Genomic DNA, 20,766 nt, shown 5'->3' on the forward strand with positions numbered 1-20,766 from the left:
TCCTGCCGCTTAGAAGCTGATTGTCTGGCCAGTGCGTGCAGACTCTTCTGCCGCCAGCGCAAAACTTAAGACATCGCGGCCTTGCCGTGCTGTCAGGATCGGGTCGCCGCCCTCGGTGATGGCATCAAGGTAGTGGCGTGTGGAGTTGACGAAGCTCTGCTCCCAACCCGCATAGATATCGCGGTACTCGGTGACGTTGCCTTCGCGGTAATGAATAAGCGGGGCGGGATCGCCAATGGACCCATGACCGCAGTTGATCCAGAGAACGCCTTGGGTTCCGGTGATCTCGACCCGGTCATCCTGTGCGTAGTGTTTGGTCGCGATTTCCAGCTCCGGAGAGTAAACCACCTCCAGATTGCCGATCTTGTTGCCGGGGAAGCGGAAGGACACCATGGATGGAGCATCCAGATAGATGCCTTTGAAGACTTCGGTCTGACCGATAAAGGCGTGAACGTCAGACGGCATGCCCATGAAGTGCCAGGCAAGCGCGAATTTGTGGTGTCCGTCATCAAACACCAGCGGGCCGCCGCCAGCCATGTCTTTCATCTGCCGCCATGCGTTGGCTGCAGCAGGCACTTTCCACGCGGTTTTACTCTTGCCGGGGTTGGACTTGATGCGAATGGAAATCGGGTCTCCAATCGCGCCTGCATCCACCAGCTCTTTGGCTTTCAGGACAGGGGGATGGAAGATGAAGTTTTCGAAGATCTTGAAAGGGCGGTCATAGCTTTCAGCGGCTTCAACAAGAATGTCAGCCTCTTCCATGTTCATGCACATGGGTTTTTGAAGCGAGACCATCTTACCAGCTGCGATGGCATCCAGTGCGGCTTGCAAATGCAAATGGTGTGGCAGCAGGATTTCTACCAGATCGATATCTGGGCGGGCCAGTAGCTCTCTGTAATCATCGCTGATGATCGGGTCATCAACGCCCCATGCCTCTGCCTGAGACTGGGCCTGCTTTACGTTTTGATCACACAAGGCAACAATATTGCCTTTCGGGTTCTGCTTATACTCAATGGCATGCAAATCCGAAATACGACCTGTGCCCAGAATGGCAACGCGAACCGGCTGGTTCCCCATCCTTTACTCCCTCATAAAACACATTTTCTGAACAAGCGCGCCAAGCTCCTCAAAGCGCTTGTCATCAATTCGAACTGTCGGTCCTGAAACGCCGATCGCGGCGATCATCACTCCATGCTCATCAAAAACCGGTCCCGCAACGCAGCGGATGCCGGAGGTAAATTCTTCGTCGTCAATCGCGTAGCCACGATCTCTGCTTTTGGAGATTTCGGCTGCAAGGGCGGTATGGTCCGTCAGGGTCACAGGGGTGAATTGCTTCAGCTCCTGCTCTGCCTGTGCATCACCAAACGCCAGAAAAGCCTTGCCAAGAGCGGTGCAGTGCAACGGCCCTAACGACCCGATGGGATGGTCGACCTTGAGCGGAAGTTCAGAATCGATTTTATCCACATACCAGACCTGAGAACTGGCCAGCACAGCCATGTGTGAGCATTCGCCCGTCTCGCGGGTGAGCTGCTTCAGGATAGGCTGCCACTGCTGGCGAACTGCTACAATTGCCTCAGCCGTTGGCCCAGACCCTTGAGAACCTGTCATTTTCTCGCTTGCTGCGTAACGCCTGTCAGTCCCTTGCGTAGCGTAACCGCATGCAACCAAAGTACGCAGAATATGCGTCGCATTGGACTTGTCGACACCAAGGTAACTCGCGATATCCGTAAGCCGCAGCGGTTTGGCCTGCTGGGCAAGATAGTCGAGCGTCTGAAGTCCACGGGATAGCGATTGTAAAAGGCGCAACGTCAATCTCCATTCACACACTGGAAAAGTTGAAATATGGACAACTAATTACATGAAGTTAAACATAGGGCAACAAATTTTCAGCATCTGGACTCAGAATTGACACAGGTTTTACAGGAGTGCAAGAGGCGGTATACGTATTTTTGTACAAAATATGCTTGACATTTACCGAAATGCACGGCGAAATGGGGCGTATATTCAGTTTTGTTGCACATAAGGCAACTTGTTGACGAAATGAATTTGTAAAACATATGCAAACTCTTGGGAGGGGATTGAAATATGAATAAGCGCGGAAGGCAACTTTTGCTTGCTGCGGTGCTTGCGCCCGTCATGGCGACAGCATCCATGGTTCCATCATTTGCAGCGGACGAAGTCACCATTTCTCACTACTTTACTGGTGAGCTGGGCCAGAAAGGCCTGAAGGACATTCTGGCGGGCTTTAAAGCCAAATCCGGTATCACTGTTAAAGACAGCCCAATCGGTCATGAAGACTTCAAGACTGGTATTTTAGTGCGTGCAGCGGGCAACGCACTGCCAGACGTGTTCTCTTACTGGGCCGGTGCTCGGACACAGTTCGTCATTGATGCAGGCGACCTGCGTCCAATCGACGGCATGTGGGACAAGGCTGGTCTGGACAACGTTGTCGCCAAATCGGTTGCGGACGGTGCAACCAAGTATGACGGCGAGCGTTATCTGGTGCCATTCGGTTACCACTACTCCGGTCTGTTCTTTAACAAAGCTGTTATGGAAAAGGCTGGCATCCTTGAGGCCCCAAAGACATGGGAAGAGTTCCTCGCAGCCTGTGAGAAGCTGAAGGCAAACGGCGTGACCCCTATCGCGCTTGGTTCTAAGAACCGCTGGCCTGCACAGTTCTGGTTTGACTATCTGATCCTTCGCACCGCGGGCCCTGACTACCGCGCAAAACTGATGAACGGCACAGCCTCTTATGCCGATCCTGAAGTGAAAAAGGCGATGGGTCTCTGGAAGAGCATGGTCGACAAAGGCTACTTTGTTGAAAATGCAAACGCAGACAGCTGGACTGATGCTTCTGACAAGGTTGCCCGTGGTGATGCGGCCATGACCCTGATGGGCACATGGATCACCGGATACTGGAACTCCATCGGCCTGAAGCCGGGTGAGGACTATGACTTCTACCCATTCCCGGAAGTGACAGCTGGTGTTCCAAACGCGGTTGTTGGTCCGGTGGATGGTCTGGTGATCTCTGCAAATGCGAAGAACCCTGAAGGGGCTGAGCAGCTGCTTGAGTATCTGGTGTCAGATCCGGAAGCACAGGCCAAGTGGGCCAACATTCAGGGCGCTCTTTCCGCCAACGTGAATGTTGAAAAGTCCAACTACAACGCTGTGATGCTGAAAGCGCTCGACACCATCGACGCTGCACAGACCTTTGCGTTCAACTACGACCTGTCCACGCCTCCGCCAGTGGCGGAAGTTGGGCTGTCCATGTTCGCACGCTTCATGGATGATCCATCCAAAGTGGATGCCATTCTGGATGAAACACAGGCCAGCGCAGCAAGCGCGTTTGCCGAATAATCATCACACTTAAAACAGAGCCGGTCGCAGCATGATTGCGGTCGGCTTGCCTCTATAGCTTCACGTATTTCCCACCAAGCCATGTAGGTTTGGGGGAGATAGATATGCACCACTGCGAGGCAGGCTTTTTCTGAGACGGGTATGAATCAAAGCAACACATTCTGGCGCGTTGCCCTTTTGGCGCTCCCCCTCAGCGTATTCGCGCTGATCATCATCTGGCCGCTCCTAAGCTCGTTTTATTACGGCTTTACCAACTGGAACGGTTTCAGTGACAATTATGACTTCGTTGGCTTTGAGAATTTCGGAAAGCTGTTTTCCGATCGCCTCTTCATGTCTGCGGCAATAAACACGATTATCTGGATGGCCATTGCGGTGGTGCTTCCAACAATTCTTGGACTCTCGCTGGCGCTGCTGATCGACAGCCATGTGCCCGGTGGTCCGATCTTCAAAACCATCTTTTATCTGCCAATCTGTCTTTCTGCTGTTGTGGTTGGTCAGGTCTGGGTGTGGATCTACCAGCCCGACTGGGGCTTGCTGAATTCCATCATTGAATACGTCACCAATGACCGTTTCAACTACGCCTGGCTGGCAAAACCGGACAGCGCGCTTTACTCCGTGATTGTTGCATGGTCCTGGCAGGCAACCGGTCTGTCCATGGTGATCTACCTTGCAGGTCTGACGGCTATTCCCGGTGATCTGCTGGAAGTTTGTGAGCTGGAAGGTGCCACCACTTGGCAACGCATTCGCCACGTCATCCTGCCACTGCTGACACCGGCCACCGTGGTTGTTGTGGCGCTGAGCGTGATCAATTCGCTGAAGGGCTTTGATATCCTGTACATCATGACCGGCGGCGGGCCGTTCAACAGCTCTGATACGCTGGCCATGCACATGTACAACGAGAGTTTCAAAAAGTACCTGATGGGTTATGGCAGCGCCATCTCTGTCGTGCTGTTCCTCGTCGCATTGACCATCATTCGCCTCTATTTCAAACAGCTTAAAAAGGTGGACGAAATCTATGGCTGATACGGCTAGTCTGGGCAGCGCCAGCGGTGAATATGTTGCGCCGAAGCGGTTCAATCCGTGGCCTGTTGTCATCTTCATCTGCCTGTTTACGCTGGCAATCCTGTTTCTTGCGCCAACCTTTGGCGTGTTGCTGTCCTCCGTTAAAACCACACGGGATATTGCGCTTGGCGACCTGTGGGCCATTCCAAGCAGCATGTACTGGGGCAACTATGTTGAGGTGCTGAGCAATCCGGCGGTGCATGGCTACATGCTCAACACGTTCCTCGTGGCCGCACCTGCCACGGCGTTCTCCATCGGGCTTGGCACACTGGCGGGTTATGTGTTCTCCAAGCTGCCGTTCAAAGGCAGTGATCTGGTGTTTCTGCTGGTGGTGTCCGGCATGTTCTTCCCCCCGCAGGTCATCCTGATCCCGCTGTTCCGTCTGTTCAACCTCATGGGGCTGATTGATACGCTGTGGCCGATGATCATCGTGCACACTGCGCTGGGTATTCCGATTTGCACTCTGTTGATGCGCAACTTCTTCGCCACCGTGCCCAACCCACTGCGTGAGGCGGCGATCTTGGAAGGGGCCAACGAATGGCAGGTGCTGACCAGGATCGCGCTGCCCATCAGCCTGCCAGCCATTGCAGTGCTGGCGACGCTTCAATTCACCTGGATCTGGAACGATTTCCTCTGGCCGCTGATCTTCACCCAGTCTGACGAGAAACGCACCATTATGCTGGGGCTCGTGTTCATGAAGGGCCAATACTCCGTTGCCTGGGGCATTCAGGGCGCTATGTCGCTGATCGCCAGCCTGCCAACGCTGATCGTATTCCTGTTCTTCCAGCGCTTCTTTATCAAAGGCATGACCATGGGTGCCGTGAAAGGATAATCGGGGACATTATGAGTAGTTTGTCACTGAAAAACATCAGAAAGTCATTCGGAGATCTGGAGGTCATCCATGGGGTGGACCTTGAGGTTGAAAAGGGTGAGTTCATTGTCTTCGTCGGACCATCCGGGTGCGGCAAGTCCACCATGCTGCGCATGATTTCCGGTCTGGAGGATGTGACATCCGGCCAGATCAACATTGCCGACAAAGACGTCACCCGCGCCCACCCGTCCAAGCGTGAAATAGCCATGGTGTTCCAGTCCTATGCGCTGTTCCCGCATATGACTGTCTCCGAGAACATCAGTTTCGGGTTGCGTCTTGGCAAAATGGCGAAGGATGAGGTGGCTCGCCGCGTAAGCAATGTGGCGGAGACCCTGCAGATCACTCATCTGCTGGAGCGATATCCGAGGCAGCTTTCTGGTGGTCAACGTCAGCGTGTGGCCATTGGCCGTGCGATCATCCGCAATCCGCAGGTGTTCCTGTTTGATGAGCCGCTGTCCAATCTGGATGCCGCACTGCGCGTACAGATGCGTCTGGAAATCGCTCGTCTACACAAGCGCCTGGGCGCGACAATCATTTACGTGACTCATGACCAGACCGAGGCGATGACCCTTGCGGACCGGATTGTGGTGTTCAACCACGGTGTGATTGAGCAGGTCGGGCGTCCGATTGATCTTTATGAGCGTCCGTCGAATAAGTTTGTTGCTGGCTTCCTAGGTGCGCCGTCCATGAACTTCATCGGCGCGACTGCGCAGCAGGGGGCAATCCAGCTGGATGGCTTCAACATCAATGATGCGCAAAGGGCTGAAGCGAATGGGGCGATCACGCTTGGCATTCGCCCGGAGCACATGAGCATCACCAATACTGAGGCCTGTGATTTCTCTGCGAAGGTGGAACTGGTTGAAGAGCTTGGGTCAGAGTCCCTCGCCTACCTGCAAACCAGCTTCTCCTCCGATCCAATCACCATGCGGGTGGACCATTCCATCACTGTGCGTGAAGGGGATATGCTGCCGGTTTCCGTGAACCGTGAGTTCCTGCATGTGTTTGCTGAAGGTGGGGCGTCCCTGTAAGGGCGTTTAACCACCGCCGATAATGACACCGGCGGCAAACACCAGTGAACCGCCGAGAACAACCTGAAACGTCGCCCGCAAGAGCGGCGTTTCCATGTATTTGCTCTGAATCCACGCAATCGCACAGAGCTCAACCGCCACAACGAAAAACGCGATGAACGTGGCCACCCAGAAGTCACTGAGCAGGTACGGGATGGTGTGGCCCAACCCACCGAGAGCTGTCATCACGCCGGAAGCAACGCCGCGCAAGACAGGCGAGCCTCGTCCGGAAATCTGCCCGTCATCCGAGACAGCCTCCGTAAAGCCCATGGAAATACCCGCGCCGATGGAGGCTGCAAGGCCAACGAGAAACGTGGTCCATGTGTTGCCTGTTGCAAAGGCTGTTGCGAACACGGGCGCCAGTGTGGAGACGGAGCCATCCATCAACCCTGCAAGACCCGGCTGGATCAGGGTCAGGATCAGCTTGCGGTGTGCGGTTTCTTCCTCTTGCTCTCCTGTTGAGGCCAGATGAGTTTGTGACAAGGTGCGGGCTTTGTTCTGGTGATCAGCTTCCACTGCTGCCAAGTCGCCCAGCAAGCGCCGCGTATCCGCATCCGTGCTCTTCTTTTCAGCGTTCTCGTAGAATGTGCGCGAGGCCGTCTCCATGTTCTCGGAGATATGACGGATCTGATCGAGCGTTAGCTGTGTGGAGAGCCAGAGCGGGTTTCGGGCATAGAACCCGGAGACATGTTCGCGGCGGATCAAAGGGATCGTGTCGCCGAAACGTTTTTGGTGCAGCTCGATCAGCGAAATCCGGTGCTGGTCTTCTTCATTGGCCATGTCAGCGAAGACGGCGGCAGTTCCCGGATAATCATCCTGCAATCGTTTTGCAAACCCCCGATAGATGCGAGCGTCATCTTCCTCTGACGAGATGGCAAGAGCCAGCACCTGCTGCTCGCTCAGGTCAGAAAATCGCATGCGTGACGTCAGATACAGCATCCATGAGCTTTCTAGTTTGCAATTTCGCGCAGATCCTAAGCAGATTTCATTGCAAACAGGCGGTTTCAGTTCCTCAAATAAACCGCAAATTTGAACGGGCTGACATGGCAAGCCGGGAGAATTGGGCACCCGCTCACTGATTGCGCTATCAGCGGATGTGATTGATGTTTTTGAGAAAACGTGATCGGTATTGTCGATTTAAATGCTTAGACCGCTTGCATTTGAGCAGACCGGTTTAATCAGTCTTAACTTATTATACTAAAGTCGATTCCGTGCCTTAAAATAAACGGATAGGAGGAGCACAACTTTATTAGCCAATAACAAAACTTAGTTAGCAGGAGACGTGTCATGCCTGTAAATAAGTTGAATGCTGAACAGCACGATTGGGCCAAGGCAGTCTACCAGAACATGCATTGGAACTTCCCCGAGGAAGATGGGGACGAAACCAACCGTACAGCAAGAACCTCAAACGAGCAGGTCAATGGCGTTCATGGTAATCATGACCAACGCAATGGAACTGCCGACCCGGATTTGAGCGACTATGTCGTCGTCGACACCCCACCTCCAGAACGGCCCGCTGGCGCAAAGCCAATGCCGGTCCATGCTGTCTTTGAGGAAATTGGCCTGCCGGAATCCGAAACGCTTCGTGAGCGGTTAGACCGCTTGCGCACCTTCCAGCAGAAGAAAGAGGATTTCTTAAAAGACCCTCTCGCAACAGCTTATGCTGACCCTTCAGCCGCCAAATGGGAACATCATGTGAAAGATGTTCTGGGCATGCCTCAGGAAAAAGCTGATGAGATGGTCAAGCAGCAGTTCACTCGTGATCTGAAGAAGGAACTGAGGGAAGAGTCCCGGAGTGTCACCAAGGAAATTTTTGACAGTCAGGCAGATGATCCCCGCTTCAATGAATTCCTGCAGAATGCAGCCAACTCCAATCCTAAGCAGCTGACCCCGGCCCACCGCGAAATGCTGGTGTTTATGAGCCAAAATATGGTCAAGCTTGGGAATGCACTCGTCAAAGATGTCAATGAGCTGTACCGCCAGCATGCCTTCGGCAAAGCTATGAGCGACACCATCGACAATGCGAAGGAAAATGCAGTTTCTGACAGTGAGCGACAAAAGTTGGAAGAAATTGAACAGGAAGTTGTTGAGTACCGTATGGCCGTTGCCCGGCAATTGGGCATGGCACTGAACACCACAAACGACGTCCAGTCTGCCATCAGCTTTGGTCAGACCGTGGATTCTGCCGTTGATGAACTGGCAGAGCAGAACGACCGAGCACTGAAGGCAGCCTCAGGCCTTGCAAAGATGGCGAAGAACATGGTCAACGACCATCTTGCCCAGACCAACAGCCCCCGCAAGACCATGAGTTGGGTTGCCACCCAGCCATGGGCAAAGCTGGTTGATATCGATATCACCACCAAGGGTGAGTTCTTCAACATTGAAGCGCAGCTGCGCGACAGCCCTGCGGGAAATGAAGATACCGACGGTCTGGATATCGACAGCAACACCGATCTGGCACAGCGAAATCTGTCCAAAGAAAAGCTCATGGCCAATCCTGAGCTGATCTTCAACGGCTTGCGCTCACCAAAAATGATGGAGGCCCTGACCACCAAGGTTACGGGTGAAGCCAGCAATGATGATGTGCCATTTGTCGAAAAGCCAAGTGATCTGGCAATGAACTGGGGTGAAACCCTCGCCCGCGCACAGGCAAGTGGCCGGGACATCAGTGATCAGTTGCCTGATTACATGACTTTGAAGCAGATCCGCTATCACGACATCAAGAAGGGCTTCTTCTCCAACACGGACACCGTGAAAACGGCCTGGGTTGTGGAACAGAAGCCAACCTCTGACACTGTTGCCGAGGTCAACCTGATCAACAATCTGCCACGAGCTATTGCAGGTGATCTGGGCGATCTGGCTCTCAACATGTCTGATCTGCGAGAAGACCAGTCACAAAAGAGCAGTGACATTCAGGACAAGAGAGGCCATCTGGACGAGTTCCTCAGCTCCAAGGGTGACGGCCTGTTGCAAAGCTATGGGAATGCACATGATGCGATCAGCAGCTTGCAGGACCATGCCATGAAGGAAGTCATGGCCAAGATGAGCAACGGTACGAGCATTCGCAAGATTTTGAAATGGGCGAAGGAACAACCGTGGTCAGCCATGTTCCAGGTTGAAATCACGCCGATGGAAGGTGGCAAGAAGGATCAGTACAATGTCGTTATCAAGGAAGTGGAACACGGCAAGACGGAAGCAAGCAGTGCTGTGCTGAATGAGCCTACAGATCAAGACAAGGAAAATGCCGGTAACATCGCTGACGAAGATGATCAGGCCTTTGGTGAAGATCTGCATGGTTTAAGCGGCGCTTTGAAGGCCCTGCTGAACCCATCCGTTTACAAACAGCTGATCTCCAAACCGACCGGTGAAAAGAGCGACGGAATGCAAATCGTCGAAGAACCAACCAAACTGGCACGGGATTGGGCAGATCTGATTCAGAAATCTGCGGGCCCCGGTGCAAACCTGCCGGATTATCTGGAACTTCGTCAGGTCAAATACCGCATCCGCTCCTTCCTGCCTTGGAAGAGAAACAAGCTGGAAGCCTGTTGGGTTCTGGAATTCAAGCCTACGGCTTTTAAACAAGCTGCATAAATGAGCATCATGTGCTCATAGATGACGAATGACCTTCCTTATCTAATGGCGAGGGCTCTGCGGTCTCCGCAGGGTCCGTTTTCTTATCCGGTTTGCAGGGTTATCCAAAGCGGCAGGCTGATGCAGGAGAGCAAGGTGGACTGGGCGATCAGCGTGGCCGGTTGCCGGCAGTCCGCCCCAAAGGCAGCGGCCAGAACGTGAGCAGCTGAAGCGGTGGGCAAAGCTGCGAACAGCACCAATACGGATGCCTGTTCTTTTGGAATGGCAAAGCTGTGCACCATAAACCAGGCAATGCAAGGCAAGGCCAACAGTTTGATGGAGTTCAACCCGCCCGTATAAACATCCAGCTTCATCAGTCCCTGCCAATCAAGTGTCGCTCCAATCGCCAACAATGCTAGGGGGATGGCGGCCAGAGCCAGTTGATTGAGACCTTCCGAAAGGACTGAGGGAAGCGGATATCCGCTCATGCCCACCGCAACACCGCCAAGGGCTGCTAGAAAGAATGGATTGAGCACCACCTTTCCCGCTGCCTTGCGCAGGCCAAGACCTTTGCCCATGGATAGAGCCGTTACCGCCATCAGGTTTGCCATTGGCACCGCAAAGCCAATGGCTATGGCCATGAGAGAAGCGCTGTCGGCGTCCAACGCATTGATGGCCACAAACCCGATTGCTGTATTGAACCGCCATGCTGTTTGCCAACCCGCGGCAAAATCCAAAAACTGTGTTGGACCAAATGGACGCAACATCCAGCCAAGCAGCAAGCCGACCCCTAAAATACCCCAGGTGCCCAATCCGATGATGGCTGCATCATCCAGATTGATGGGGCGAGCTGCTGCGGCGGAGAACATCAGGGCTGGAAACAGCAGCTGAAAGTTCAGTGTATCAATGCCGCGCCAGGTGGCCTGGTCCAGACGCTTGCCAAACACACCGCCCAAAGCCAGCAAACCCAAACTTGGCAGCAATGCCATTGCGATCCCCATGCGCCCTCTCCCTACTGGTTTGGCTGGTCTTTCGTGCTGCTATGTCTTAGGCTAATGACAAGATATAAAATAATAAGCTGAGCTTATAATATTCGGTGATACCTGATGACCAAGCCTGATGGCCTCAATTCTTTTGCAATGCGCTTGCCAGAACTTGCCGTGCGCGCTCTGCCTTTGCTGCAGGTGGTTGGCTCCGTCACCAAAACCGCGCATCAACTGGGGGTGAGCCAGTCTGCCGTCAGCCAGTCCATCGCAGAGCTTGAAAAGCGGCTTGGCGTAAAGGTGCTCCGTCGTGGTTCTCAACCAGTACAGCTGACGGATGAGGGCAAGCTGATCGCGCAATATGCCCTGAGCGTGCAGGCGGCGGAAGAGAACGCACTGGCCAGCATCAACGATCTGCGCCAGAACAAAGGCGGGCGCGTGCGCATCGGGTCTTCAGGCCCTTCCGCCTCCACACGGCTCCTGCCTCATGTCATGAAGCGCTTCTCACGCCACTATCCGGGCATCGCGCTGGAACTGCGTGAGGCGCAGGATCAGGAGATCATCGCAGCTTTGCGACGCGGTGAGGTGGATGTGGCCGTAGTCCCGGGACTGGATGGAGACGAGGAGTTCGAGAGTCTGCCCATTGCCTGTGACCGACTTGTCGCAATCACTGCAGATGATATGAACTTGCCGCTGCACATGAACGCTGAAGCTTTTCAAAAGCAGCCCTTCATTATGACAAAGGGGGGCAGTGAGCCGTTGGTGCGGAAATGGTTTGGCCGGTCAGATACAGACCCACGCGTGGATCACTCCATTCAGCAGATCACATCCATTCTGGCGGTCGTTCGCTCCGGCCTTGCCTGCTCTATTATTGCAGAACTGGCACTGCCTGAGGATCTGGATGGCGTGAAAGTCTTGCCGCTTGATCCCCCTGCCCCGCGTAGCCTGTTCCTTACTCGCCTGCCAACAACACCCAGCAACAGCGCGGTGACGAGATTTTGGGAATTTGCCGAGCAGGAGATCTATCGGGAGGAGTAATTTTCCTCTGCCCCTGGGGCAGTGCCGCAACTCTCTTATCTTAGTTAATCAGAATATGCTCATAAGTTACGATTCCGGGGATGAATTTTCCAAAACTGTACCGAGTGGTCGGTTGAAAACGATAATTTTCGCCCGCCAGACGCGAAATTTTCACCAAAAATTTTCGTGATGACCGTAGGTAAACTACGTAATTTGAAATTAACTGATTGAAAAACAACAGAAAAGTTTGAAATAGTTCTATTGTAGATGTATTCCATATGCATGCCGAGGATGTAAACTAAATCATAATAAAAATCATGGTGGGAGGCTAACCATGGAAACAATGACGAATATCCTAGGCGAAATCAATTCTATCGTTTGGGGCCCTGTGATGCTTATAGCCATTCTCGGGGTAGGACTTTTTCTCCAGATCGGACTCAAACTAATGCCCATCTTTAAGTTGGGCACGGGCTTTAGCCTGCTCTGGAAAGGTCGTCAAGGCGAAGGTGGTGGTGAAATCAGCCCCTTCAATGCGTTGATGACGTCTCTTTCAGCTACAATTGGAACAGGTAACATTGCAGGCGTTGCGACGGCTGTGTTCCTGGGCGGACCTGGCGCTCTCTTCTGGATGTGGATGACTGCTCTTGTGGGCATGGCAACCAAGTATGCCGAAGCTGTCCTTGCGGTGAAATACCGTGAGCGTGACAACGCTGGCAACTTTGTTGGTGGCCCGATGTACTACATCAAAAACGGTCTTGGCCGTAAGTGGTACTGGCTTGCGCCAACCTTTGCTGCATTCGGCGCTGTTGCTGCGTTCGGCATTGGTAACGGCGTACAGGCCAACAGTGTTGCGAACGTTCTGAATGAGAACTTCAGCATTCCGGCACAAGCAACGGCTGTTGTCCTGATGGCACTCACCGCTGCTGTTATTCTGGGAGGAGTAACGCGCATTGGTAACGTTGCCGGCAAGCTGGTTCCGTTCATGGCTATTGCGTACATCGCAGCTGGCCTTGTTGTTCTGATCATTAACATCGATTCCATCGGTGCTGCTGTGCAGACAGTGTTTGCTCAGGCATTCACCTCCACTGCTGCTGAAGGTGGCTTTGCTGGTGCTGCTGTTTGGGCTGCGATCCGCTTTGGTGTTGCCCGTGGCGTCTTCTCTAACGAAGCTGGTCTGGGTTCTGCGCCAATCGCTCACGCGGTTGCTGAAACCAAGAGCCCTGTTAATCAGGGTCTGATCGCAATGCTCGGCACGTTCATCGATACCATCATCGTTTGTACCATCACTGGTCTTGCGATTGTGGCATCCGGTGTGTGGACCTCTGGCTCCTCCGGTGCAGCGCTCACCTCTCTGGCATTTGAAACATCTCTGCCAGGTGTTGGTGGCTACCTGATTGCGATCTCGCTCTCGGTGTTTGCATTCACCACCATTTTGGGGTGGAGCTTCTACGGCGAGAAATGCGTTGGCTTCTTCTTTGGGCCTCGTGCGCTCAAGCCATACCGCATCCTCTGGGTGGTTGCGATCTACTTCGGCGCAACTGCGGAGCTGAGCTTCATCTGGCTGCTGGCTGATACGCTGAATGCGATGATGGCTATTCCAAACCTGATCGCGCTGGCACTTCTCAGCCCGATTGTCTTCAAGCTCACCAAGGAGTTCTTCTCCGAAGATGATGAGCCTGAGGGCGTGGAAAAAGCCCCGGCTGAATAAGAGAAAACACAGTTTTCAAAAGAATGGCCCGGTTTCATCACCGGGCCATTCTTGTATGTGCTGATGGTTGTGCTGTTAAGTAATCCGCAGCGAGACAGGTCTGCTCTCCGCATTTTATGAGAGTTTCTGTTGTGGTGATTTCGGAATGCCAATAGGATCGGAAACAGCTTTGATTACGTAGCGGCTAAGCCACAGAATTAATGTAGTGGGGCATTCATGAAAACAGCAGTGGTCTTTGACTGTGAGTTCCTGACATCCGAAGGGGCTCAACGCAGGTTCTGGTGTGCCCCGTTTGATCCCGACCCGGTCATCGCGCAGATTGGAGCCGTGAAATTATAGCTCGATGGCAGCTTTGAGTTCGTCGAAACGTTTAGGGTCCATATCAATCCAGTCGATCGCTATGGCGACAGGTACAAACTTGATCCGTTCTTCAGTAAACTCACGGGTATCACGCAAGAGACGATTGATAGTGAAGGCGTCTCATTGCAGGAGGGCAACGATCAGCTGCATGCATTTGCCGATGGCGCCACGCTTTGGTCCTGGGGCAAAGACGAGCTGAATATGATGGCGATCAGTTGTTATGTTGCTGGCATCCAGCCATCCATTCCCGCGCATCAGTTCGACAACGCCTGCAAACTGATGCTCGCAGCAGGAATGCCCTACGACGATATCAAGCGGACGCGCAGTAATGATCTGGCTGGTTACTTCGAGCTGGAACATCCCCCTTTACGAGGGCATGATGCCTTGGACGATGCTCTCTCAGTCGCCTACGTCATTCAGCATCTTCTAAGAAATGGGCGGCTTTCGCAGGTTGAGTTCGAGCGTGGTGGTGTTGAACTGGAAGGCTTGGCCTAGGTGATATGAAGGCTGAGATCCCTGCCACTGTTTGCGGCAGGGATCATATGGTCTATTGCGATATTACTTCCACCAGGCATCCGGTGAGGTGTAAGCGTTGTAGCTGTTGTTGTTCCGTTCCCATTGGTACTGAGCGGAATCGTAAGCGGACATGGATTCCAGTTTTGCGTCAGGATTGGTTTTCTGCGCGTCGAACAGGTCTTCATGGGCTTTGGTGAGCAAGTTGACGACAGGATCATTTGAAAAGAGGACGCTCTCCTTACCACCGGATAGTCGTTTATAAGCAGCCTGAGCGCTGGCTTTGCTTTCTGCCCACTCGAAGGACTTTTGCTCTTCTGCGGAGGTTTCTTCCTCCAGATACTTCAAAAGAGACAGATAGTTGTCGGCAGTCGGTCCAGCCTCGGGAGCGTCTTTCTTCAGGATCTCGTCAAGCTGCTCTTGCATCACTTGCTTTGCGGCCTCTATCTCTTCATCAGAGAAATAGCCGTTTTCATTGCTAGCGATCAGGTGGAGGGTCTCGCGGTCAAACTCCAGATCATCAAAGATGTCTTTACGAAACGCTTCGATATCATCCTTGTACTTGCTGGAGGTCGTATCAAGGTCGCCATAAAGATCGGTCAGCTTGGCACGCGCATCAACGGCAGTATCCGGGGTCGGCTTTAAGTCAGGCGTCTTTGTCTTGTCTTTCGACTCATCATCCAGCGACAAAACGCTCTGATTGGTTCGTGTGCTGATCGACGATGACCCATTGCCTATATACTTTGCAACGCTGTAGTTGGAGAAGCTGTAGGTTCCGCCGCTACTGCTGAAAAAGCTCACAATTATTGTCCTTATAAAATCAATAGTGCGATGCTAGTGCGCGAAACCTGCGTGGCGCTGTCCTTTTCAGAAATGAAAGGCGCAAAACCGCAGTTTCTGACGTTGCGGAATCTTTGTGGAAATTTTACTCTGTTTTATAAGGTGTTGGCGGTTAATCAGCGATCTCGAAGACTTCGCCTGAGTTCAGGTCCTTGATCATATCAATTGCCTCACCGCTCCAGTGATAGCTGAAATGCCGGGCCTGAAGTGGAGCTTCCACCACGTCGGGATAAAACGCGGCAATACACAAACCGCCCTCGTCCCGCACACTTGGGTAGAGAATGCCATCACCGCCCTCTTCCAGCAGCTTGCGTGCGAAGACCTGAGAGGCGCTGTAATCATCCGGGTGGAGCAGAACTTCAAAACGAGGATCAGTTACGTCAGCAAGTTTAGCCTCAACACTGCCGATCAACTCGCGCATCTGCGCAATCCAGCCCGGTGCCTCTTGCGTGGCGGCATAGAAATTTCCAGTATGATGCACAGTCTCGAACAGCGCGGTGTCAAAAGATTTGGCGGCATAAAAAGCGCCGAAGTACCCATCATGGAAACGGCCAGTCCGGTCAGGAGAGGCATGGGTGAATGGTGCCATCAGATAGGAAGACCCCGTTCCATTGACCCGCCGCTCAACGGGTACAAGATCTAGATTGCCGATGGTTTCTGCAAGGCGCGGATTGGTGCGGCTCTCTGCAGCGGCCAAAAGTTCCCAATCTGCGGGATCGGCAATGTCTTCAAACAAATCTATGGGTGGGTAGGCCGAGTTGACCAACCGATAATATTTGGGCCAGTTGACATGTGTTTCAGGAGCTTTCAGGTCCGTCTCCACCAAAGTTAATGTGGTCACCAGTTGCCTCGCTGCGCATCAAGATATCTGCGCACGCGCATTAAGTCCGTGAGTTGTCCGCCCATCATAATTTCAAGGGCAGATCTGCCGTCAAAGTCAGTGTTGGCGCGTTTCACCCAGCCATACCCGCGGTTGGTATCACTGAACAGCAGGCGAAGCGCTTTGTGAATACCAAGCAGATTGGACAGGCGCGCCGCAAGGTCCACACTGACACGGCCATAATGTCTGGTCTTCCAGCGTTGATAGGTGCGCTTGGCAATGTCTCCCAGCAGCAAAGTGGCCTGCTCATCCGTCAACTGCCAGCGCTCAAACAAGTTGATCACCGCCCGCTGCATGGCATGCACTTCTTCCTCGGTAAACTTTGGTCCACCGGGAGCCAGAGGTTGTTCAATCTTACGAAGGCTAGGCATCTTCCCTCTCATCAAACCAGCTGAATAGCGCAATGACATATGGCACCATATTATGATTTTGGCGTCAAATGTCAAGAATTTGAACCTGGGCATACGCGAAATCAGAAATATAAAAAACCTAAAGTAGCAGTTTAATGGAGTACATCCTAAAATACGCAATAACTAATATAGGCGTGGATGACCAAGCGTCCGCCTTGATGTGTGAGAGGGGTATCTATAATTATCGATAAAAATACGAATATAAAATAGTTGGGGTGGGGCCGTGACTTATAAATCTCGCAGTTTGAGCAGTGTTTCCATATTTGCGCTTGTTTCAAACATCGTCATCGCAGCACCGCTTATGGCGCAGACGGTTCATATAACTGCACCTCAGACCGCGCCCAACGATGCTGCGCTGGACACGCAAGTGATCACTGGCCCAATCGCAGAATACTCCGGGCAATTGCAGGTGAGTGTGACCGGCGGCGAGGCTATCGGGAATGATGCGAGTGCAGAAATAACCATCCGTGGCATTAAAGGCGATATTACCCAGAACAATTCTGGTGAGATTGCTGTTGAAGTCAGCGGTGGTCTTGCGGATAGCAGTGCAAACCCGAACAGCGGTGCGAATGCAGCGATCACCATTGATGGTGTTGAAGGTACGCTGGAAATAGACAATATCGGGACAATCTCGGTCAAAGGCACCAGTCAAAGTGCAACCACATCGGGCACTGGCAAAGCCAGTGTAAAAGTGAATGTGAAGGCCATTGATGGCCGGTTGATGGGCGACAACCTGGGAACGCTTTCCAGTTATGCTCAGGCAGGTTCGGCCACAGCCAACGGAAGCGGCAAGGCAGATGCGAGCGTTGAGGGCTTTGGCACCTATCTGGATGTTGAGGGAGACAACATCGGCACCATCAAGGTTGAGGGCCATGCTGGAATAGCTGTATCCGCCTCAGGCGCCGCGGATGCTGATGCCGATATCACTGGCATCGACAACGATCTTGAAGGGGCCAACAAAGGTCTGATCAGCATTCTCGCGAAAGGAGGTCAGGCTACCTCTGAAGGTGCAGGAGATGTTGATGCATATGCTCTTGCTATCGGCGTAAAAGGGGATGCGGAAGCGAATAGCGGGACTATCCTTGTTGATGCTGATAACAGAAATGGCACAGCGATCTCAGCAGGTGGAACAGCCAAAGCCGCTGCTGACGCCTATGGCATCCATGGAGATCTTCAAGGGAGTAACACGGGTCAGATTGACGTGACCTCACGTGCTGGTCGGTCAGAGACGACCGGTAGTGCTGCTTCAAATTCTCAATCACTTGCGGTGGGCGTGAAGGGTCATGTTGAAGGCAACAGTGGCTTCATTCTTGTCGATGCTGATAACGGATACACCACAGCGACCGCAGCGGATGGCGAAGCCATAACCGCTGCTGATGCCTATGGCATCCAGGGAGATCTTCAGGTTGGTAACACGGGCCGGATAAGCGTGATTTCAAGTGCTGGTCAGTCAGAGACGACCGGCAGTGCTGCTGCGAACTCCAAAACACTGGCAGTGGGTGTGAGCGGAAATATCGAAGCGAACAGCGGTCTTATTCTCGTGAATGCTGCCGGGGGGGATGCTAAGGCGACCTCTGGAAACGGAAATGCGGATGCGTCTGCTCAAGCCTCTGGTACAAAATTCAACCTGAATGACGATAATTCGGGCGAGATTGATATTCGTGCTCGTGCCGGAACCGCTTCTGGCCTCATAGCCAACGCCAATGCGTTTGCTTTTGGTCTCGAAAACAGGCTCGAAGGCGACAACTCTGGTGTAGTTCGCGTTGAAGCTTTTGCCGGAACCGCGATTAGCGATGGGACCACGGGGAATGGTGCTGATGCAATTGCCATTGCTGTTGGTGTCAATGATTACATAAACGGCAGCAACAGCGGCGATGTTATTGCATTTGGTCAGGGCGGGACAGCGACAGCCAATGGCGCTACTTCCGCCGAAGCGGGTGCAAATGTTTATGGCAACAACAATGGGCTGACTAAAGATAACTCTGGTTTGATTCGAGCTGTAGGCATTGGTGGGACGGCTGAAGCTGAGGGAAACAGCCATGCTTCAACAACGACCCGCGTTATGGGGATTTTTGGTGCACTTGGTGGGACCAACAAAGGTCGCATCTTTGCGTTAACTGATGGCGGCACTGCGACAGCTACGGGCAGCGGAAATGCGAGTGCGTCTGCTGAAGGGATTGGTGTCTACAACGGCATTCATAACACCGACCCGAATGTGACTACCGATAATTTAGGTGTCGTTGTTGCGAAGGCAACTGGCGGAACTGCAAGTTCAGTGGGTGGTAACGCTTATGGCTATGCCGACGTGTCAGGTCTTGATGGCTCACTTGGCGGTGAGAACAAAGGCTGGATCGAAGCACTAGCCCAAGGCAAAACCGCCACCACGGGAGGCGACAAAACCGCAAATGCCGAAGGTCTCGCGATCGGGATCAAGGGGGATGCGGAAGCCAACAGTGGGACGATTTTTGTACGGGCCTTTGGGGGAAAAGCAGAAAGCCCGAATGCGGTGAAAGCCAACGGCGCAGCACGTGCCTTCGGTATCGGTTATGTAAATGGCACCACACGCTATGGTGTTGAAGGTGAGTTCACCAATACAAACCTGATTGAAGTTTCTGCCACGGCTGGTACGGCCAACGGAATGCAGGATAAAGCCCTCGCCTATGGTGTTGTGCTCAACGGCGCAACGACCCTCAACAACAGCGGTTTGATTGTGACGACCGCAACTGGCGGCGCGGGGTCCCAGGCTTATCAGGTGCATGCCGGATCAAATGCGTTGACCGTAAACTCCTATGGCATCCTCTTCCGGGATGATTTGGATGAGAACTTCAGTGGGACCATTCAGGCGGATGATCCCAACAATGTGACGTTCAACAATGCCACCCTGCATGTGCACTTTTCCAACTCGACGAAGATAGATGTGGCCTATGAGATCCCTGATCTCGTTGATGGTCAGGATGTTCAGCAGTTTACTCAACTGGATGCAAGCGGTGTTGTTGGCCATGGCTGGAGTGCTGAGGCTGTTGAAAGCAGTTGGGGTACCACCAATCAAGAGGTGATCTTCAGATATGCGCCGGAAGTCTCCAGTCCCCAGCTGGTCGCGCAGCAGCAGCGTGGGGTGATTGATGCCACGCAGCGCATTGGTGAAGGGTTGTTGACCGACCTGATGTTAAAGGGAGACAGCGCCAGCGGAGAAGGTTTGCTGCTGGCCTATGACGGTAAGCCAGCATCGGATGCAGAAAAAGCTGTCGCTGATATGGCAGACCAGCCGCATCTGGCCGAGCAGTATGGTGTGTTTTATGCAGCCCCTCTTCATCTTTATCAGCAAAATCTGGATGGTGATCTGGGCTACTCTGCCAGCACCACAGGTGTGGTGACAGGTTACAACCGTGTCGTTTCGCCGGATCTGATTGTTGGAGCGAACGTCTTTTACGGTCACAGTGCACTGGATTTCAACGGTATCTATGATCAAGCCAAAGAAACGGTCGATACCTATGGCTTTGGTGTACAGGGCGCATATCGCAAAGATGCGGTGCTGCTTACCGGGCAAAGCACGTTCTATCACACCAGCAATACCTATAAGGATGGTTCAGCACAGGCGAGCGAGACCTATGACAGCCAGAACCTGTTGACCCGTGTCGCGGCCAAGTACATCTGGGAGTATGGCAACAACACCTTCATGCCGGAAGTTGGACTGAGCCATCTTTGGCACTCTCGCGGTGCATTCGGCGTCGACAATCAGGGCGTGCCGGATGTGAGCTATGACGCTATCAACAATCACCAGTTCTCAGTTGATGCCTCCCTCGGTTGGGCAGGCACATATCAGGTGCAGGAGGGTGAGCTGAAAGCCAATCTGCGTGCTGGCTTGCGTCAGATTTTGGGTGATGGCGGGTTTAAGGATGTGTTGCGTTCAGGTGCAAACGGTAAGGCGTCTGTGACCAGCGATATTGACCAGACACTGGCGCGTGCCTCTGCCTCACTGGAATACTCCAAAGGCAACTTTGGGGCTTCTGTTGGTGTGCTGGGAGAGTACGGCGAAAACACCCGAAATACAGCCTTCTTCGGGCGCGTATCCTATAAATTCTGATCAAACGGGAGTGCATACTGGAGCGGCTTGAGTGCTCCAGTATG

15 protein-coding genes and 1 pseudogene are annotated in these 20,766 nt (G+C 53.1%); 9 read left to right on the plus strand and 7 right to left on the minus strand.

The window, feature by feature from the left end:
* Positions 1 to 9 precede the first annotated feature (9 nt).
* Entirely contained in the window at positions 10 to 1,077 is a 1,068-nt protein-coding gene (locus PsW64_RS18970) for a Gfo/Idh/MocA family protein (protein ID WP_063304582.1), read from the minus strand.
* 3 nt (positions 1,078 to 1,080) lie between these two features.
* Positions 1,081 to 1,806: an IclR family transcriptional regulator gene (locus PsW64_RS18975; protein ID WP_057462437.1), complete on the minus strand. Its 726-nt coding sequence runs from the start codon at positions 1,804 to 1,806 to the stop codon at positions 1,081 to 1,083.
* 279 nt (positions 1,807 to 2,085) lie between these two features.
* Here PsW64_RS18975 and PsW64_RS18980 point away from each other — a divergent pair, with 279 nt between their 5' ends.
* The 4 genes from PsW64_RS18980 to PsW64_RS18995 all read left to right on the plus strand — a co-directional run bounded on the left by PsW64_RS18980 (position 2,086) and on the right by PsW64_RS18995 (position 6,318).
* Positions 2,086 to 3,357, plus strand: a complete 1,272-nt coding sequence (locus PsW64_RS18980; protein WP_063304583.1) for an ABC transporter substrate-binding protein — start codon at positions 2,086 to 2,088, stop codon at positions 3,355 to 3,357.
* 141 nt (positions 3,358 to 3,498) lie between these two features.
* On the plus strand, positions 3,499 to 4,380 hold the full coding sequence (locus PsW64_RS18985) for a carbohydrate ABC transporter permease (protein ID WP_057462435.1): 882 nt from the start codon (positions 3,499 to 3,501) through the stop codon (positions 4,378 to 4,380).
* On the plus strand, positions 4,373 to 5,251 hold the full coding sequence (locus tag PsW64_RS18990; RefSeq protein ID WP_063287787.1) for a carbohydrate ABC transporter permease: 879 nt from the start codon (positions 4,373 to 4,375) through the stop codon (positions 5,249 to 5,251). Before PsW64_RS18985 ends, PsW64_RS18990 begins: the two co-directional genes overlap by 8 nt.
* 11 nt (positions 5,252 to 5,262) lie before the next feature.
* Positions 5,263 to 6,318 carry an ABC transporter ATP-binding protein gene (locus PsW64_RS18995; protein WP_063304584.1) on the plus strand — a complete coding sequence of 352 codons (1,056 nt, stop codon included), beginning with the start codon at positions 5,263 to 5,265 and terminating at the stop codon, positions 6,316 to 6,318.
* A gap of 6 nt (positions 6,319 to 6,324) precedes the next feature.
* Here PsW64_RS18995 and mbfA read toward each other — a convergent pair whose 3' ends face one another.
* On the minus strand, positions 6,325 to 7,275 hold the full coding sequence (gene mbfA / locus PsW64_RS19000) for an iron exporter MbfA (protein ID WP_244277303.1): 951 nt from the start codon (positions 7,273 to 7,275) through the stop codon (positions 6,325 to 6,327).
* Between the two features lie 369 nt (positions 7,276 to 7,644).
* Here mbfA and PsW64_RS19005 point away from each other — a divergent pair, with 369 nt between their 5' ends.
* Positions 7,645 to 9,948, plus strand: a complete 2,304-nt coding sequence (locus PsW64_RS19005) for a hypothetical protein (protein WP_063304586.1) — start codon at positions 7,645 to 7,647, stop codon at positions 9,946 to 9,948.
* A gap of 83 nt (positions 9,949 to 10,031) precedes the next feature.
* Here the strand turns inward: PsW64_RS19005 and PsW64_RS19010 are convergent, their stop codons facing one another.
* Positions 10,032 to 10,928: an AEC family transporter gene (locus PsW64_RS19010; protein ID WP_063304587.1), complete on the minus strand. Its 897-nt coding sequence runs from the start codon at positions 10,926 to 10,928 to the stop codon at positions 10,032 to 10,034.
* Between the two features lie 105 nt (positions 10,929 to 11,033).
* Between PsW64_RS19010 and PsW64_RS19015 the strand changes: the two genes are divergently transcribed.
* The 3 genes and pseudogenes from PsW64_RS19015 (at position 11,034) to PsW64_RS19025 (ending at position 14,490) form a co-directional block, all read left to right on the plus strand.
* Entirely contained in the window at positions 11,034 to 11,948 is a 915-nt protein-coding gene (locus PsW64_RS19015) for a LysR family transcriptional regulator (protein WP_063304588.1), read from the plus strand.
* Between the two features lie 370 nt (positions 11,949 to 12,318).
* Positions 12,319 to 13,635, plus strand: a complete 1,317-nt coding sequence (locus PsW64_RS19020) for an alanine/glycine:cation symporter family protein (RefSeq protein ID WP_244271742.1) — start codon at positions 12,319 to 12,321, stop codon at positions 13,633 to 13,635.
* 216 nt (positions 13,636 to 13,851) lie between these two features.
* Positions 13,852 to 14,490: pseudogene (locus tag PsW64_RS19025) on the plus strand (3'-5' exonuclease).
* A 63-nt stretch (positions 14,491 to 14,553) separates the two neighbouring features.
* Here PsW64_RS19025 and PsW64_RS19030 read toward each other — a convergent pair.
* The 3 genes from PsW64_RS19030 to PsW64_RS19040 form a co-directional block, all read right to left on the minus strand.
* A complete protein-coding gene (locus PsW64_RS19030; protein WP_208980880.1) occupies positions 14,554 to 15,309 on the minus strand; it encodes a hypothetical protein in 756 nt (251 codons plus the stop codon).
* 151 nt (positions 15,310 to 15,460) lie between these two features.
* Complete coding sequence (locus tag PsW64_RS19035; protein ID WP_244277305.1) at positions 15,461 to 16,189, minus strand: RES family NAD+ phosphorylase; 729 nt, start codon at positions 16,187 to 16,189, stop codon at positions 15,461 to 15,463.
* Positions 16,186 to 16,524: an MbcA/ParS/Xre antitoxin family protein gene (locus PsW64_RS19040; RefSeq protein ID WP_082831182.1), complete on the minus strand. Its 339-nt coding sequence runs from the start codon at positions 16,522 to 16,524 to the stop codon at positions 16,186 to 16,188. The genes PsW64_RS19035 and PsW64_RS19040 overlap by 4 nt, the downstream gene beginning before the upstream one ends.
* A 337-nt stretch (positions 16,525 to 16,861) precedes the next feature.
* On the opposite strand from PsW64_RS19040, the gene PsW64_RS19045 reads away from it, so the two are divergent.
* On the plus strand, positions 16,862 to 20,722 hold the full coding sequence (locus tag PsW64_RS19045) for an autotransporter domain-containing protein (protein ID WP_208980881.1): 3,861 nt from the start codon (positions 16,862 to 16,864) through the stop codon (positions 20,720 to 20,722).
* The last annotated feature ends 44 nt before the right edge of the window (positions 20,723 to 20,766 follow it).

Source organism: Pseudovibrio sp. W64 (genome assembly GCF_001623145.1).
Taxonomy (GTDB): Bacteria; Pseudomonadota; Alphaproteobacteria; order Rhizobiales; family Stappiaceae; genus Pseudovibrio.

Coding starts and splice junctions, on each gene's coding strand:
- PsW64_RS18980 (WP_063304583.1), top strand. CDS start 2,086: ATGAATAAGCGCGGAAGGCAACTTTTGCTTGCTGCGGTGCTTGCGCCC.
- PsW64_RS19010 (WP_063304587.1), bottom strand. CDS start 10,928: ATGGGGATCGCAATGGCATTGCTGCCAAGTTTGGGTTTGCTGGCTTTG.
- PsW64_RS19015 (WP_063304588.1), top strand. CDS start 11,034: ATGACCAAGCCTGATGGCCTCAATTCTTTTGCAATGCGCTTGCCAGAA.
- PsW64_RS19005 (WP_063304586.1), top strand. CDS start 7,645: ATGCCTGTAAATAAGTTGAATGCTGAACAGCACGATTGGGCCAAGGCA.
- PsW64_RS19040 (WP_082831182.1), bottom strand. CDS start 16,524: ATGCAGCGGGCGGTGATCAACTTGTTTGAGCGCTGGCAGTTGACGGAT.
- PsW64_RS18970 (WP_063304582.1), bottom strand. CDS start 1,077: ATGGGGAACCAGCCGGTTCGCGTTGCCATTCTGGGCACAGGTCGTATT.
- PsW64_RS19020 (WP_244271742.1), top strand. CDS start 12,319: ATGCTTATAGCCATTCTCGGGGTAGGACTTTTTCTCCAGATCGGACTC.
- PsW64_RS18990 (WP_063287787.1), top strand. CDS start 4,373: ATGGCTGATACGGCTAGTCTGGGCAGCGCCAGCGGTGAATATGTTGCG.
- PsW64_RS18995 (WP_063304584.1), top strand. CDS start 5,263: ATGAGTAGTTTGTCACTGAAAAACATCAGAAAGTCATTCGGAGATCTG.
- mbfA (WP_244277303.1), bottom strand. CDS start 7,275: ATGCGATTTTCTGACCTGAGCGAGCAGCAGGTGCTGGCTCTTGCCATC.
- PsW64_RS18985 (WP_057462435.1), top strand. CDS start 3,499: ATGAATCAAAGCAACACATTCTGGCGCGTTGCCCTTTTGGCGCTCCCC.